15 protein-coding genes are annotated in these 16023 nt (G+C 63.3%); 12 read left to right on the forward strand and 3 right to left on the reverse strand.

Going from position 1 to position 16023, the window contains the following annotated elements; all coding sequences use genetic code 11:
• Positions 1-163: 163 nt before the first annotated feature.
• The 12 genes from ACX3OW_RS05220 to ACX3OW_RS05275 all read left to right on the forward strand — a co-directional run bounded on the left by ACX3OW_RS05220 (position 164) and on the right by ACX3OW_RS05275 (position 12005).
• Positions 164-2020: an ABC transporter ATP-binding protein gene (locus ACX3OW_RS05220; protein ID WP_459094662.1), complete on the forward strand. Its 1857-nt coding sequence runs from the start codon at positions 164-166 to the stop codon at positions 2018-2020.
• Positions 2017-3915 carry an ABC transporter ATP-binding protein gene (locus tag ACX3OW_RS05225; RefSeq protein ID WP_459094663.1) on the forward strand — a complete coding sequence of 633 codons (1899 nt, stop codon included), beginning with the start codon at positions 2017-2019 and terminating at the stop codon, positions 3913-3915. The genes ACX3OW_RS05220 and ACX3OW_RS05225 overlap by 4 nt, the downstream gene beginning before the upstream one ends.
• Positions 3916-4204: 289 nt before the next feature.
• The gene (locus ACX3OW_RS05230; protein WP_459094664.1) at positions 4205-4948 is read left to right on the forward strand and encodes a TSUP family transporter; all 744 of its coding nucleotides are present in this window, start codon (positions 4205-4207) and stop codon (positions 4946-4948) included.
• Between the two features lie 32 nt (positions 4949-4980).
• A complete protein-coding gene (locus ACX3OW_RS05235; RefSeq protein WP_459094665.1) occupies positions 4981-5892 on the forward strand; it encodes a LysR family transcriptional regulator in 912 nt (303 codons plus the stop codon).
• Positions 5893-6132: 240 nt separating this feature from the next.
• Positions 6133-6516, forward strand: a complete 384-nt coding sequence (locus tag ACX3OW_RS05240; protein ID WP_459094666.1) for a hypothetical protein — start codon at positions 6133-6135, stop codon at positions 6514-6516.
• Between the two features lie 50 nt (positions 6517-6566).
• Complete coding sequence (locus ACX3OW_RS05245) at positions 6567-7052, forward strand: copper chaperone PCu(A)C (protein WP_459094667.1); 486 nt, start codon at positions 6567-6569, stop codon at positions 7050-7052.
• Positions 7053-7057: 5 nt separating this feature from the next.
• On the forward strand, positions 7058-7666 hold the full coding sequence (locus ACX3OW_RS05250; protein ID WP_459094810.1) for an SCO family protein: 609 nt from the start codon (positions 7058-7060) through the stop codon (positions 7664-7666).
• 164 nt (positions 7667-7830) lie between these two features.
• Positions 7831-8754: a siderophore ABC transporter substrate-binding protein gene (locus tag ACX3OW_RS05255; protein ID WP_459094668.1), complete on the forward strand. Its 924-nt coding sequence runs from the start codon at positions 7831-7833 to the stop codon at positions 8752-8754.
• Positions 8755-8826: 72 nt separating this feature from the next.
• The gene (locus ACX3OW_RS05260) at positions 8827-9789 is read left to right on the forward strand and encodes an ABC transporter permease (RefSeq protein WP_459094669.1); all 963 of its coding nucleotides are present in this window, start codon (positions 8827-8829) and stop codon (positions 9787-9789) included.
• Positions 9779-10786, forward strand: coding sequence for an iron chelate uptake ABC transporter family permease subunit (locus ACX3OW_RS05265; protein ID WP_459094670.1), 1008 nt, complete (start codon positions 9779-9781; stop codon positions 10784-10786). The genes ACX3OW_RS05260 and ACX3OW_RS05265 overlap by 11 nt, the downstream gene beginning before the upstream one ends.
• A complete protein-coding gene (locus tag ACX3OW_RS05270; protein ID WP_459094671.1) occupies positions 10783-11541 on the forward strand; it encodes an iron ABC transporter ATP-binding protein in 759 nt (252 codons plus the stop codon). The genes ACX3OW_RS05265 and ACX3OW_RS05270 overlap by 4 nt, the downstream gene beginning before the upstream one ends.
• Before the next feature lie 65 nt (positions 11542-11606).
• On the forward strand, positions 11607-12005 hold the full coding sequence (locus ACX3OW_RS05275) for a VOC family protein (RefSeq protein WP_459094672.1): 399 nt from the start codon (positions 11607-11609) through the stop codon (positions 12003-12005).
• Between the two features lie 126 nt (positions 12006-12131).
• On the opposite strand, the gene ACX3OW_RS05280 is transcribed toward ACX3OW_RS05275, so the two are convergent.
• Genes ACX3OW_RS05280 through ACX3OW_RS05290 form a run of 3 tightly spaced genes read right to left on the reverse strand, consistent with a single transcriptional unit; the run spans position 12132 to position 15878 of the window.
• Positions 12132-13682, reverse strand: coding sequence for a hypothetical protein (locus ACX3OW_RS05280; RefSeq protein WP_459094673.1), 1551 nt, complete (start codon positions 13680-13682; stop codon positions 12132-12134).
• A 4-nt stretch (positions 13683-13686) separates the two neighbouring features.
• A complete protein-coding gene (locus ACX3OW_RS05285; RefSeq protein ID WP_459094674.1) occupies positions 13687-14625 on the reverse strand; it encodes a DUF6384 family protein in 939 nt (312 codons plus the stop codon).
• Between the two features lie 29 nt (positions 14626-14654).
• Positions 14655-15878, reverse strand: coding sequence for a cell surface protein (locus tag ACX3OW_RS05290; protein ID WP_459094675.1), 1224 nt, complete (start codon positions 15876-15878; stop codon positions 14655-14657).
• Positions 15879-16023 lie beyond the last annotated feature (145 nt).

The raw sequence follows: 16023 nt of genomic DNA on the forward strand, positions 1-16023 counted from the left end.
GGGTTGGAACGTTGCGATTTGCGTTTTTTGTGACGATTCTGTCTTGAATGGTAGGGCGAATGAGGGTTGACTGAGCGGGCGAGCTAATCCGGTCCGATACTGCGGAATACGGTAGTTTGCCCCCAATTTCGACCCACACTTATATTGACGTCTGGATATTCCCTTGACCACCGAGAAGGCTGGCCGCGTCCATTCACGCGGCGATGCACGGGAACATGTGGCCGCTGCGCATGCCGGCAAAGGCCAGAGCCCGCTGACCCGGATCACGCTGTATTCGCTGCGCCATCCCTGGCAGGCGAGCGCCGCCATCGGCGCCACCATAATTGCCTCGGTGTTGCAATTGATGGTGCCGCGGCTATTGGGGCATGCGGTCGATCAGGCGCAGGGCATTCTGGGCAGTGGCGGCGAGGGGGCCGAGGCGGCGCTGTTCATGAGCGCCATGCTGCTGCTCGGCGTTTCGGTGGCGCGCGGCTGCTTCACGCTGGTGCAGAACTATTATTCGGAATCGGTGGGCCACCATGTCGGCTACGAGCTGCGGCTGGCGTTTTATGACAAGGTGCAGCGCCTGTCCTATTCCTACCACGACAAGGTCCATACCGGCGATCTGATCACCATGGGCCTGCTCGATCTCGACGGCGTGCGGATGTTTTTTTCCACCGGCTTCGTGCGCATGATCCTGCTCTCGGTGCTGATCGGGGTCGGCGCCTTTATGCTGCTGACCACCGATGTGGTGCTGGGGCTGCTGGCGCTGAGCTTTGTGCCCTTCGTCGCCTGGCGCTCGTCCTCGGCCCAGCTGACCCTGCGCGCCACCTGGGTCATCCTGCAGCAGAAGCTCTCGGCGCTGACAAGGGTGATGGAAGAAAATCTCGGCGGCATTCGCGTCGTGCGGGCGTTTTCGGCGCAGGATTTCGAGCTGGCCAAGTTCGATCAGGCGTCCAAGGAGGCGCTGGAGCTGGCGCATGATCGCGTCCGCATCCGGGTGCGCAACACCTCGGCCATGACCTTTTCCTTCTTCGCCGCCATGGGGCTGGTGCTCTGGGTCGGCGGCAACAAGGTGATTGCCGGCGAGATGAGCGTCGGTACGCTGGCGAGCTTTCTCACCTTCATGACCATTTTGCAGATGCCGGTGCGTCAGCTCGGCCTGATGGTCAACTCCTTTGCCCGCGCCTCCACCTGCGGCGAGCGCTTCTACGCCTTCCTCGATCAGCCGCTGGCCATTGTCGATGCGCCCGGCGTGCCGGACCTCAAGGTGACCGAGGGCACGCTGCGCTTCGAGGATGTGCATTTCACCTATGAGGGTGCCACCCACGCCACGCTGAATGGCGTGTCGTTCGAGGCCAAGGCCGGCCAGACCATCGGCATTGTCGGCGCGCCGGGCAGCGGCAAGTCGACCCTCGCCCATCTGATCCCGCGCTTTTACGATGTCAGCGGCGGCAAGATCACCATTGATGGGCAGGATGTCAGCCAGGTGTCGCTGCAATCTCTGCGCCGCGCCGTCGCTGTGGTGCAGCAGGACAGCTTCCTGTTCACCACCACCATCGAGAATAACATTGCCTATGGCGATCCCTGGTCCAAGGAGACCAAGATCGAAAAGGCCGCTGAAAGCGCCCAGCTGCACAGCTACATCATGGGCCTGCCCGCCGGTTACGACACCGTGGTGGGCGAGCGTGGCGTATCGCTCTCGGGCGGCCAGCGCCAGCGCCTGTCGATTGCCCGCAGCCTGGTGCTCAAGCCGGCGGTGATGGTGTTTGACGATAGCACCGCCGCCATCGATGCCGGCACCGAACACCGCATTCGCAGCGCCATCCGCCGCTATGCCAGCAATCGGGTGACGCTGGTGATCAGCCACCGGCTGAGCTCGCTGCTGCATGCCGACACCATCCTGTTTCTCGAAGACGGCAAGATCATCGAGCAGGGCAGCCACGAGGAACTGCTGGCGCAGGGCGGCCGCTACCGCGCGCTCTATGATTTGCAGACCCGTCCCACCGATGATGTTGAGCTGGGGAGCGCTGCCCAATGAGCGCCATTGACGAAGACGATCGCGACGTCGCCGCCTTTCCGGGCCAGCGCCCGCCCCGCGCCAGCGTCGGCAGCCACCGCATCGAAGAAGAGATTTTCGGCAAGGCCTATGATCCGCGCACCGTGCGCCGCATCTGGGCGTTCGTCGCGCCCTATCAGGCCAAGATCTATCTGTCGGTCGCAGCGGTGCTGATCTTTACCCTGACCCAATTGGCGATTCCGCTGATCATCGGCCGCGCCATCGACAGCGGCATGACCGAGGGTGGCAACACCACCAATCTGTTATGGGCCGCCGGCTCGTTCGCGCTGGTGGTGGTGATCAATTTCGCCGCCTCCTGGGTGCAGGAAAGCCAGGTCGGGCAGGTGGCCGAGCATGTGCTGTTCGACATGCGCCGCGCCATGTTTGCCCAATTGCAGCGCGTGTCGCTGAGCTTCATGGACAAGACCGAGGTCGGCCGGCTGATGAGCCGGTTGCAGGGCGACGTCAGCTCGATGCAGGAATTCCTCGAAACCTCGGTGATTTCGGTCGGCGATCTGGTGCTGCTATTCGGCATTGTCGCCGTGCTGCTGACGCTCGACTTCCGGCTCGGGCTGCTCACGCTCAGCACCATGCCGGTGCTGTTCATCGTGCGCATCTTCTGGCTGCCACCGGCCAAGCGCGCTTTCTGGGCGGCGCATGAGACCAATTCGATCACCGCCGGCGCCATGGCCGAAGGCATTAACGGCGTCCGCACCGTGCAGAATCTGGATCGTCAGAAGGTCAATTTCGACCTGTATGACGACAAGGCCTTCAACAATCTGCAGACCCAGCTCACCGGTTCGCGCTTTGCCCAGGTGATGGTGCCGATCGTCGACAGCCTCACCGGCATCGCCATGGCGATCGTCATCGTGGTCGGCGGCTCGCTGGTGCTCAATGGCAGTCTGGAGATCGGCGTCATCGTGGCGTTCATCTTCTATATCCAGCGCTTCTTCGACCCGATCCGCTCGCTGACCATGCAATATTCCATCATGCAGCGCGCCATGACCTCGGGCCGCCGCATTACCGAAGTGCTCGATATTCCCGCCTCGATCACCGACAAGCCCGACGCCGTGGTGCTGACGCGCGACATGGACGGTTCGGTGGAGTTCCGCGACGTGGTGTTCGGCTATAGCGCCGACCGCCCGGTGCTGAAAAATGTCAGCTTCACCGTCAAGCCGGGCGAGACCGTGGCGCTGGTCGGGCCGACCGGCTCGGGCAAGACTTCGGCCATGTCGCTGGTGCACCGCTTTTACGAGGTGCAGGGTGGCGCGGTGCTGGTCGGCGGCCATGACGTGCGCGACATCACCCAGGAATCGCTGGGCGAGCAGGTCGCCATGGTGTTGCAGGAGCCGTTCCTGTTCACCGGCAGCGTGTTCGACAATATCCGCTACAACAAGGCCTCGGCGAAGCTGGACGATGTGATCGCGGCGTCCAAGGCGGTCGGCGCGCATGAGTTCATCACCCGCCTGCCGGGCGGCTATGACAGCGTGCTGGAACAGCGCGGCTCCAACCTGTCGCTGGGGCAGCGCCAATTGCTCAGCTTCGCCCGGGCGCTGGTGGCTGACGCCAAAATCCTGGTGCTCGATGAGGCCACCGCCAATATCGATTCCTACACCGAGCGGCAGATCCAGAAGGCGCTGCTGACCCTGCTTGAAGGCCGCACCGGCATGGTGATCGCCCATCGGCTGGCCACCATTCGCGGCGCCGACCGCATCATCGTGCTGCAGAACGGCGAGATGATCGAAACCGGCAATCACGACGAGCTGATGGAAAAGCAGGGGCTCTACGCCAAGCTGTATAATATGAACTATGCCAGCTTTGACGATATCCCGGACGATCTGGTGGCGCAGGCCAATGCGCGGGCGGCGAGTACGTGAGCGTTCGTCCTGTATTTTGATTGTGTGGCTCCACCCCCTCCTAGCCTCCCCCATCAAGGGGGAGGTAGAGATCGAGCTCTGGGCAGCATCTCGTAACACCCACGGCGTCACCCCGGCCTTGAGCCGGGGCCCATCCCCCGATCTCAGGATGGGTCCCGGCTCAAGGCCGGGATGACATCGCGTTTGCGGAACGCCTTGGCTATGCCTTCCGGCACCCCCTCATGCCGCATCTGTCATGGCGCGCTCAGACCAGAGCGGGCATGAGTTCTTCCAATGAGGGACTGAGATAATGAGTTTGCCGATAGTCGCCATTCTGCTGGCGTCGGTGTTTTTCACCGCCACGCTGTCAGGCATTTTCGGCATGGCGGGCGGGCTGGTGCTGCTCGGCATCCTGCTGCTGATCCTGCCGGTGGGCACCGCCATTGCGGTGCAGGGCGCCATCCAGATCATCGCCAATGGCTCGCGCGCCTATTTCTCGCGCAAATTCATCGATTGGCGGGTGCTGGCGATCATGACGCTGGGGCTGTTTACCGCCGGTGTCATCCTGTTCAGCGTCCGCTATGTCCCCGATCTGGCGAGCGTTTGCATCATCATCGGCGTGCTGCCGGCGCTGTTGTGGATACCGCAATCCTGGCTGGCGCTCGATGCCAGCAAGCCGCATCACGCCTTTATTTGTGGCCTGCTCGGTGGCGGCATCAATCTGGCGGTGGGCGTGGCTGGGCCGACCATCGACATGTTCTTCATCCGCACCCCGATGGACCGGCACACCATCATCGCCACCAAGGCGGCGGCGCAGGTGATCAACCATGCCGGCAAGGTGGTGTTCTACTGGAATGCCGCCATGGTGCTGAGCGGCTGGGAATGGGGCGCGGTGGCGCTGGCGGCGCCTTTCGCCATTGCCGGCACCAGCGCCGGCTATTGGGTATTGCAGCGGCTGACCGACGCCAATTTCAAGAGTTGGACGCGCCTGCTGGTCACCGCTATCGGTTTTTACTACCTGCTGCGCGGCATTTCCTTGCTGATCGGCGGCTGATCGTTATGGTGCCGCTCATCTGGGGAGATGGCATGGCACCGTTCGATAGCGTCACCGCACGCCTCATATTGCTGTTGGCCGATACCGGCTCGATTGGCCGCGCCGCCGAGCGCGAAGGCATTGCCTCGTCGGCGGTGAGCCGGCGGGTGTCTGATCTGGAAAGCCGGCTGGGCGTGGTGCTGTTCGATCGCTCGGCCCATGGCGTAAGGCTCACCACGGCCGGCGAAGCCTATGCCGATGGCTGCCGCAAAGTGTTGCGCGCCATCGCCGATCTCGACGCGGTGATGGCCGATTTCGGCAGCGGTCAGCGCGGCAGCCTGCGCCTGGCCGCCACCAGCTCGGCGCTGACCGGGCGGCTACCCGAATTGCTGGCGCATTACGCCGCCAAGCATGTCGGCATCGACCTCGACATTCAGGAAATGAGCGCGGCCAAATCGCTGCTGGCGCTGGATGAGGGACGGGCCGATATCGCCATTGTCTCCGACAATTACGATTTCACCCGTTTTGAAATCAAAGCCTTCGAGGATGACCGCGTCTGGGTGCTGGCCCCGCCCGATCATCCATTGGCCGCGCGCATCGAGCCGCGCAAAGATATCGGCTTTGCCACCGTCATCGATCATCCCATCGTCGGCATTCATCTGGCCGGCTCGCTGGACCGGCTGCTGGCCGAGGCTGCCAAAACCGCCGGCAAGCCGCTGCTGGAAAGCGTGCGGGTGGAAAGTTTCCCGGCGCTGGTGCGCATGGTGGAGGCCGGGTTCGGCATCGGTTTTTTGCGCTCGACGAGCCTGCATCTCCTGGCCGGCACCGATCTGGTCTGCGCCCCGCTGGCCGAGCCCTGGGCGCTGCGCCAATTGCTGGTGGCCCGCCGCAAGACCAGCCCGCTCTCGGCGGCGATGAAGAGTTTCATCGCGCTGTGTAGCGAGACCTATGTGCCGAGCGTGTAGGTTCGTTGGAGAACGCGAGCCCCGATGGGCTCCCTCCCCCTTGAGGGGAGGGCTGGGGTGGGGGTGTCGAAACCTCGATTGTAATGGAGGGCTGGGATAGCACGACACCCCCACCCTCGATCCCTCCCCTCAAGGGGGAGGGAGGCGATGAACACCGGCATTGTTGAACGCTGCCGCATCGCAGGAGCCGCGACAACTCAGCTCTTTCGTCTCGGCCTGTGGCATTCTATGAGTGAGATCATGTCCAGCCAGCGCAGCATCGGCAGAGAGATCGGGACGGCCCTGGCCGTGCTGGCCATCTATGTGCTGACGCTGCTGGCGCCGCTGCATCATGCGCGGGCCAGCCAGTTGGGCTTCGAAGAGCTGGGTTATTCCACTATCACCGCCAGCTGGGTGACCTGTACGCCAGCCGGACTGATCGGCGCCGATCAGGATAATCCGGTCAGCAAATGCCCCGCCACCGGCGTTGGCAAGACCGATCTGGTGCAGCCCACGCCTAGCGTGCTGCCCGCCGGGCTGACGCTGATGGCGCTGGCCCCGATTGCCGCGCCCAGTGTCCCGGCGATCATTGCGGCGGCCGCCGCGCCGCCGAGTGGACCGCGCGCGCCTCCGGTTGTGGTCTGAATTTTTGGCCGCTGGGCCAGCAAGACCAATTCAATTTCCGGAATTCCATCATGATCCGTTTGCTCAAGGCCGCCGTCGTGGCCGCCATTCTCACCGCTACCCCCGCTTTCGCCCATAATGGCGTGGTCCATCTCGGGCCGATCAATATCTCGCTGCCCTTCACCCGCGCCACCCTGCCCAATGCGCCGGTCGGCGGCGGCTTCCTGACCATCGAAAATACCGGCGCCGAGGCTGATCGTCTGGTCTCGGCCACCTCGCCCGCCGCCAGCAATGTGCAGATCCATGAAATGGCGCTGGAAGGCGACGTGATGAAGATGCGCCAGCTCGAAGATGGCGTTGAAATCCCGGCTGGCGAAACCATCGTGCTGGCGCCCGGCGGCATCCACATCATGTTCATGGGGCTCAATCAGGCCTTCGTCGAAGGCGAAACCGTGCCGGTGACGCTGACCTTTGAGAAGGCCGGTACGGTTGAGGTCATGCTGCCGGTCGGGGCCGCAGCCGCCGCTGCGCCGGAAGCCATGGAGCACCAGCACTAATGAATATGCATCGTTTTCGTATCGGGCTCTGGGTAGCCGTTGCCGCCGTGGCCGTGGTAGGCGCCGGCACTTATTTGCTCCGCCCGCAGCCAGCTGCCACTGCCACTGCCACCGCCACCACGGGCAGCTTCGGCGTCGGGCAATACAATCTGGTCGACCAGCGCGGCAATCCGGTGGATCAAACCGTGTTTGTCGGCAATCCCTCGGTGCTGTTTTTCGGCTTCACCCATTGCCCTGACGTTTGTCCGACCACTCTGGCCGAGATGAGCGCCTGGTTCGAGGCGCTGGGCGATGAGGGCAAGGATCTGCGCGCCTATTTCGTCACCGTCGACCCGGAACGCGATACGCCGGCCATCCTCGACGACTATGTGAGCTGGGTCAGCGACCGCATCACCGGGCTCACCGGTGAGCCAGCCGAGATCGACAAGATAGCCAAGGCCTGGGGCGCCTATCACGCCAAGGTGCCGATCGAGGGCAGCGATGACTACACCATGGATCACACCGCCTCGGTGTATCTGCTGGATCGGCAGGGCGGGTTCCAGGGCACCATCGCCTATGGCGAGTACAATGCCACCGCATTGGGTAAGCTGCGCAATCTGCTGGCTAAATCCTGATTCCAGGCCCGGCCGGATTAATTTCCGGCCGGGCAATTAAAAAGATGATGGAATGCGTCATCTTATCTTTTGACTCCGCCGATTCATCTGGCTAGTAAACCGGACCAACGCAGTCATGATTTTGACCGCGCCCCCGATTGACCGTTACTGGATTGGAAGCAGCCTTGCAGCTTACCCGTACCCCCGTACTCTTCGCCGCGCTCGTTGCCGGCGCGCTGTCGTTTTCCGCCCTGGCCGCAATGGCGCAGGACAAGGTCATTACCCACGCGCAGGGCGAGACCACGATCAGTGGCGTTCCCGCCAAGGTGCTGACGTCCGATTGGGCTGCCTTCGACAATCTGCATGCGCTCGGCGTTGCCGTCGCCGGCACCCCGGCTGGCAACGTTCCGGGCTATCTCAAGGATTTCGTGGCTGCTGATGCGCTGCCGATCGGCTCGCTGTTCGAGCCCGATTTTGAAGGCATTGCCGCCTCCGAGTCCGACCTTTACATCGTCGCCGGCCGCTCGGCCGCCGCCTATCCGACCGGCAAGGACATCCTGCCGACCATCGATTTGTCGGTGAACAATGCCGACATTATCGGTGGCCTCGAAGCCAATCTGGTGACGCTGGGCGGCATTTTCGGCCTCGAAGCCAAGGCTGCTGAACTGCAGGCCGCACTCGACGCCAAGGTCGCCGAAGTCACCGCCGCTGCCGAAGGCAAGGGCAATGCCCTGGTGCTGGTCACCAATGCCGGCAAGCTCGGCGTTTATGGCCCCGATAGCCGCGTCGCCTGGATCCACAATCAGGTCGGCATCCCCTCGGCCATGGCTGACGTCAGGGATGGCGATCACGGCGGCGACGGCGTGTCCTTCGAATATATCCTCGAAACCAATCCCGACTGGCTGTTTGTGGTCGACCGCGATGCCGGCACCGGCGAAAACGCTGGCGCCGCTGCGGCCTTGCTCGACAATGAGCTGGTCAACCAGACCAAGGCTGCCCAGGCAGGTCACATCGTTTACCTCGACCCCCAGGCCGCCTACATCACCATGCATGGCTATAACGGCGTGATGCTGATGCTCGACCAGGTGCTGGCCGGCCTCAACGGCTGATCGACCTGACTTGATCCCAGCCCGGCTGCCGCAAGGCCGCCGGGCTTCTGATGTTTTTAGGAAGGTCGGCCGGTGCGCCTGCTCATCCTCGCCATCGTGGCGACCCTGGCCCTTGCGGTCATCAGCCTGTTTGTCGGCGTCAGCGACGTGTCGCTGAGCGGTTTGCTGTCGACCAGTGCCGAAGACCGGCCGATGCAGGTGCTGCTGATCAGCCGGGTGCCGCGCACCCTGGCCATCATCCTGGCCGGCAGCTCCATGGCGGTGGCCGGGCTGGTGATGCAGATGGTGGTGCGCAATCGCTTCGTCGAACCCTCCACTGCCGGCACCACGGAATCGGCTGGGCTCGGCTTTCTTGTCGCGACGATTTTCGTGCCGGGCTGGCCGCTGATGGGCAAGATGCTGATCGCGGCAGCGTTCGCGCTGGCCGGCACGGCATTGTTCCTGCGCATCCTGCGCGTGGTGCCGCTGCGCGATGTCATGCTGGTGCCGCTGGTCGGCATCATGCTGGGCGGCATCATCGGCGCCGTCACCAGCTTCTTCGCCTATCGCTTCGATTTGATGGCGTCGATGCTCGCCTGGAACATGGGCGATTTTTCCGGCATTTTGCGCGGGCGCTATGAATTGCTGTGGATCGGGCTGGGGTGCCTGGGTCTGGCCTATGTCGCCGCCGACCGCTTCACCGTGGCCGGCATGGGCAAGGATTTCACCACCAATCTGGGGCTGAACTATCAGCGCGTCATGGTGCTGGGGCTGGTCATCGTCTCGCTGGTCAGCGCCGTGGTGCTGGTCACCGCCGGCTCCATTCCGTTTCTTGGCCTGATCATCCCCAATCTGGTCAGCCTGATGATCGGCGACAATATGCGCCGCACTGTGCCCTGGGTGGCAGTGAGCGGCGCCGGCTTCGTGCTGGCCTGCGATATTCTGGGCCGCGTCATCCGCTACCCCTATGAAATCCCGATCAGCGTCGTGGTCGGGGTCATCGGCAGCGCCGTGTTCCTCTATCTGCTGCTGGGGACGCGTCGCCATGCCTCCTGACACCCAGACCGCTACCTTGGGCAGGTTTTCGCTGCGGCCGGCCTGGCTGACCCGCCCGGTGCTGGTGCTGCTGATCCTCGGCGCGCTGGCGCTTATTTCCGTCGCCTGCTTCATGACGCTGGGGGCCAAGGGCAGCTGGAGCTTCGTGCTGCCGTTCCGGGGGCGGAAGCTGCTGGCGTTGAGCCTGGTGGCCTATTCGGTGGCGGTCTCCACGGTGCTGTTCCAGACCGTCACCAATAACCGCATCCTGACCCCGTCGATCATGGGCTTCGACGCGCTCTACATCCTGCTGCAGACCGCCGTGGTGTTCTTCCTCGGCGTCGGTGCGCTGACCGCGCTCGATCCGCAACTCCAGTTCGGCGTCGAAGTCGTCGTCATGGTGGTGTTTTCCGGGCTGCTGTTCCGCTGGCTGTTTCTGGGCGAGGAGCGCAGCCTGACCCTGCTGGTGCTGGTCGGCATCGTCTTCGGCATTTTGTTCCGCAGCCTCAGCCAGTTCATGCAGCGCATGCTCGATCCCAATGCCTTCAATGTGCTGCAGGACAGTTTTTTTGCCAGCTTCGCTACGGTGGATACGACGCTGCTGGTGGTGGCCGCGGCCATCATCGTCGCCGTCACCCTTGTCGGGCTGCGATTGATGCATACCTATGACATTCTCTCGCTCGGCCGCGCCCATGCCATCAATCTGGGTGTCGACTACAAGCGCACCGTGGTCATCATTCTGATGCTGGTCTCGGTGCTGGTGGCGGTGTCCACCGCGCTGGTGGGGCCGATTACTTTCTTTGGGCTGCTGGTGGCCAGTCTGGCGCATTCGCTGGTCGGCAATAGCCAGCATAAATATGTGCTGCCGGCAGCGGTGCTGCTGGCCATCACCTGCCTCGTCGGTGGCCAGACCGTGCTGGAACGCGTCTTCGCCTTCGATACCGCGCTCTCGATCATCATCGAGTTTCTCGGCGGCATCGTCTTTATCATTCTCGTCCTGCGGAGGGCTGCACGTTGATCGTCACCCATGGCGTCACCAAACATTACGGCAATGCCTGCGTCGTCGACGGCGTCTCGCTGACCCTGCCGGGCGGTGGCATCACCTCCATCATCGGTCCCAATGGCGCCGGCAAATCGACGCTGCTGTCGATGGTCAGCCGGCTGATGGCGATGGATAGCGGCACGGTGACGGTCAACGGTCTCGACGTCACCAAGACCCCCAGCGATGTGCTGGCGCGGCGGCTGTCGATCCTGCGGCAGGACAATCACATGACTGCACGGCTCACCGTGCGCGATCTCGTGAGCTTTGGCCGCTATCCCTATTCCAAGGGCCGGCTGACCCCAGAGGATCAGCGCCATATCGAGGAGGCCATCACCTATCTCAATCTGGTGGAACTGGCCGACCGCTTTCTCGATGAACTCTCAGGCGGCCAGCGCCAGCGGGCTTTCGTCGCCATGGTGCTGTGTCAGGACACCGATTATGTGCTGCTCGACGAGCCGCTCAACAATCTCGACATGAAACATGCCATGGGCATGATGAAGCTGCTGCGCCGCGCCGCCAACGAGCTGGGCAAGACCGTGGTGCTGGTGCTGCACGACATCAATTTCGCCTCTTGGTATTCCGACTACATCGTGGCGATGAAGCACGGCAAGGTGGCGGGGCAGGGCCCTGCCGACCAGATGATCGATCCGGTGGTGCTGTCAGAAATCTACGAAATGGATATCAAGGTCCACGAAATCGGCGGCCAGCGGATTTCGGTCTATTACGACTAGCTCGGCTGGCTCCACGGCGCCTGCTGGGCTAGTTTGCGCAAAATCCCGCGTATCAGGAGCCGTCCGTGAAGCCTTCGATTTCCATCATCACCATCGGGGTCGACGATCTGGAGCGGGCCTTTGCCTTCTATCGGACGCTGTTCGACATCAGCGACGAGCAGATCGGCGCCGGGGAGGACCATGTCGCCTTCTTCTTCGACAATGATTTCTCCTTCGTGCTGTTCCCGCGCGAGCAGATCGCAGAGACCGCCGGCAAGGATGCCGTGATCGCCGGCACACCCGGCTTCGTGCTGAGCCATCAGGCCGCGAGCGCGACCGAAGTCGATGACATCCTCGACAAGGTGCTGGTCGCCGGCGGCACCATCATCACGCCGGGCACCGAGTCCGAATGGGGCTATTCCGCCTATTTCGAGGATAGCGAAGGCAATGTCTGGGAATTGATGGCCACGCCGCCGGCGAACTGAGGCTTGCCCACCAGCCGTCACCCTCGGGCTTGACCCGTGGGCGTTATACTTGCTGTGTGTTGGGTCAGTGCAGGGCCCTCGGGTCGAGCCCGAGGGTGACGATCCGGGAGGGGGAAACCCTCAGTCCTAAAACCCGCCGCCAGTTTTGAAGCCCGAATGTTTGCGCGTGCCGGTCGAGCCAGTGCGGGGGCGGGAGAAGCCGCCGCCGCCGCCGCTGCTGGAGCCTCCGCCCCAGCCGCCCCCGAAGCCGCCGCTATTGCCTTTGGACTTGCCGCCGCCAAAGCTGGAATCGGGCCAGTTGAAGCTGCTGCCGCCCTTGTCGGCCCAGGGGGAGCTGGAACGCTGTCGGCCATTATTGGGCAGGCCAACGCCGCCGCCCCAATCCGAAGTACCGGCGCTCCAGTTCTGGCTGCGCCGCCACTGATCCCAATAGCTGGCTGCAGTAATGCCGCCGCGCAGGAAGTCGTTGAGCACGTCGCCTACCAGCTTTTCGTCCCGGAAGGTCGAGCGCGGATCGTCAAAGCGCTGCTTCTTGAATTCCCACTGGATGTCTTCCAGCTCGCGCCGCCGCGCCGCCAGTGTCCGTAGCCGCCCCTTCTGGTCGGCGGTTTCGGCGTCTTCGTCCTTGGCGCGGGCGCGGGCATCGTCGATCTGGGCCACGATAGTATCGTCCTGCCCGGTGCGGGTGCGACGGGCCTCGGCCAGCAGCGTCTGGATATCCTCGCGGCCCAGCGCCGTCGCCAGTTCCGACAACGCGCCCTCAAAGGCGGGGTTACTGTCCTGCGACAGCAGGCCCAGCGTCTTGGCGGTGTCGTCGCGCTGGTCTTCGGTGGCGACGATCTGGCTGTCCAGCGCCTCGATCTGGTCCTGGCTGGCCTGCATCGCCTCGCGCATCGGCTTGCCGCCGGCAGCGTCGATGGCTTCGGTTTCGAGTCTGTCGACCTCCGCCTCGGCGGCGCGCGCATTCTCGATCTGCCGCTCGGCATGCTCGCGCAGCCGCAGCGGGATCTCGTTGAGCATGGTGAAATTCGGCCGTGCCTTGTGGAAGCCCACCAAGCTCGCGACCATCCCGTCGAAATAGCGGATGAGATTGTTGGCGCGGTAGCTGGCGGTGCCGTAGCCGGCCTCCCACAGGTACATGAACAGCGGATCGTCGCGGTAGGGCTTGCCCTTCTCGTCGCGGTCGGTCTCGGCCTGTTCGGTCTTACGCATCGATTGCGCCGCGATTTCGCCCAGCTCGGTGGCCTGGGTCCGCTGGGCGGCGAAGGCGGGGTCGCGCGCGATGGTGGCGCCAAGCTTGGCGGCCAGCGCCTTGAGTTCGGCCTGATGGCCTTCAAAAACCTTGAGCGTCGCGGCGCGCTCGGCGGTCAGCCGACCCAAAGTCGCGTCGCATTCGGCAATGGTCTGCTCGGCCTTGCTCAAATCCTTGGCGCGGGCCTTGAGCATGTCGCGGGCTTTGGCCTCGGCGGCCGAAATGCGCCCGTCCAGCTCGCCCTGCACGGCAGGGTCGAGCCGCAACTGCGCCAGCTGCCGGAACAGCTCCGCCTCGTTTTCCTTGATCTTGCCCAGCTTTTCAGCCGACCGGGCGAGGCGCTTGGAGATTTCCTCCTCCTCGCGCCGAATGTCGCGCATCGCCTCGTCGAGACTGGCCAGGGCTTCAGGTCCGCGGATGCTCATTGCTCTACCACCGCGTCACTGCGCCGCCGAGAACGGGCATGTTATATTCAACATCGAGGAAGCCATCCGATTTGCGGCCGACTTCATTGACCTGGATGATGCCGTCATCGCGCTTGTCGGCGGCGACCCCGTCATAAACGCTTTCCGGCACGCGCACGCCCCAGCTGGAGACGATCTCGGTTTCCCCGTTTTCTTCATTGAGAATGGGCAGGCTCAGCGTGTTGCCGTCGGCATCGATCGCTTCGACCACGATATAGTAGTTGGTGGCGGCGGTGTTGATTTCGGGGATGGTCCAGAACCCCGATTGCACATCGGCGCGATTGACCACCCGCAGCACGTATTCCCGGCGCAACTGGTCGCGCAATGCTGTCAGATCGGCCACCGCCGCTTCGGCCGCTACGCGGTCGCCCTCGGCGGCAAAATTCTTGCCCCTTGTGCGCAGGGACTCGGCCTGCAGCACGGCCTGCTGCACCTTGGTTTCTTCAAAGATGGTGTCGTAGAGCCGGTCCAGCTGCGCCGGCAGGCCTTCGGCCAGCTCGATCCGCGCCTGTTCGGCCCGCCCGTTCTGATAGGGCTGCCAGACGCCAAAAAAGCCGACGCCGAGCAGCACCAGCGCTAGCAGCGCCAACCCGACCGGCTTGCCCCAGCGTTTGCGACCGACATAGAGCCGCGCCAGCGTCGTGCCGAAGCCCGGCGCCGGCGGATCATAGGCGAAGCGGCTTTCCTGCAGTGCTGCCACACCCTCCTTGAGGATGTGGTCGGGCACTTCGATGCCCTGCTGGTGATAGATGTCGCGCAGCTTGTCGATGAGCTGGCGTTCCTTGGCATCGGTGCCAAGTTCACGCACGGCCAAGTCCTGCCGGTGACGGAGCGTGTCGACCACGTCCATCGCCAGCATGACTTCATCCAGGGGCGCAGCGGGCTTCGCTGTCACGTCACTCATAGTTGGCGTTCACCCGAGGTCAGGGCCTTTCAGTTCTTGGTTTCAAGCAGCAGCGCATTGCCATCGGCGGCCAGGGCCGCCAGCCGGCGCTTGCCGTCTTCCACAGCATCGCGAATTTCGGCGGAGTTCTTGGTCGAGGCGATGCGCATTTCATTGATGATGGTGCGGCTCTTCTCCTGGAAGTTCACCACCGAGTCGACCAGCTTCTTGACCGCATCGGCACGCACCGTCGGGCCATAGCCGGCCTTGACCGCCTCTTCCTGCACCTTGTCACCGATTTCGGAGAGGGTTTCGAGGCTCTTGCTCATCCCTTCCTTCATCGCGTTGAGGGTCTGGGTCGATTCATGCAGCCCGAACATGCCGGTAAACGAGGCGCTGAGCGCCGTCAGCACGGTTTCGTTGGTCGAGAAGAACGAGATCGACTGCTGATACACCCGCTCCTTGGCATTGGTGGTCTGCATCAGCCGGGCCATCACGACTTCGGAGGTGTTGTAGGAGATGGTCAGATTGTCCGAGAGATCCTTGGCGATCTGGTAGCGCTTTTCCTCGTTCTGCATGTCGCGCAGCTTTTCGTCGCGATCCATTTCGAGGCGGGCGCGATCAGCCGGCACGGTGCCGGCATAGCCGGCGACGGCCGCCGAGGAGGCATTGAGGATGTCTTTTTTGGCTTCGAGGCGGCCTTCAGCGGTATGCAGCACTTCGAGCGCCATCACTTCGGACTGCTTGAGCGCACCGCGGAAGTCGCGATAGGCCTCGAGAATGGTCTGCTCGCGGTCGATCTGGTCCTTGGTGTCCTTGGTGACCTCAAGATAGATGTCGCGGATCTTGTTGAAGCGCTGGGCGATGTCGCCGCGGCTGACCTTCATCCACACATTGGAGGCGCGCTCCAGCAGGTCGAGCTTGTTGTCGGCCAACTGGTCGACCATGCCCTTGGCGTCGTCGCGGATCGAATCGAAGCCCTTGGTGATGTCTTCGTAGCGCTCGCCGATCTTCATGGCGGCGATCTGCTCGCGCACCACTTCGTTGAAGGCGCTGGCCTGGCTGAGCGTGCGGCCGATCAGCACCACGCGGGTTTCGTCCAGTTCGGTGATCTGGCTGAGCAGCCCGGTAATCGGCTGTTCGCCCTGCTGTTCGGGCCAGATGCCCAGGTCGCGAATGGCGTTGACCGCCTTGTCCAGATACTGCAACGGCTTTTCGGCCATCACGGCGACAGAGGCCTGGCTTGGCTGTGCGGTGGTCACTTCATCGGCCATTATTCGCTCCCGTAAACTGACGCCGGACCGGCGGAAGGCGCTTGTTTGCGCTATTAGATCGCTGCTGGCTGGCCGCATGACAATTGCAACACGGGGCCGGGGCAACTATTTAGACCATATTGGTGCGAAAAAGCCGCACGTAAAG

This window comes from Devosia sp. A449 (genome assembly GCF_054489375.1).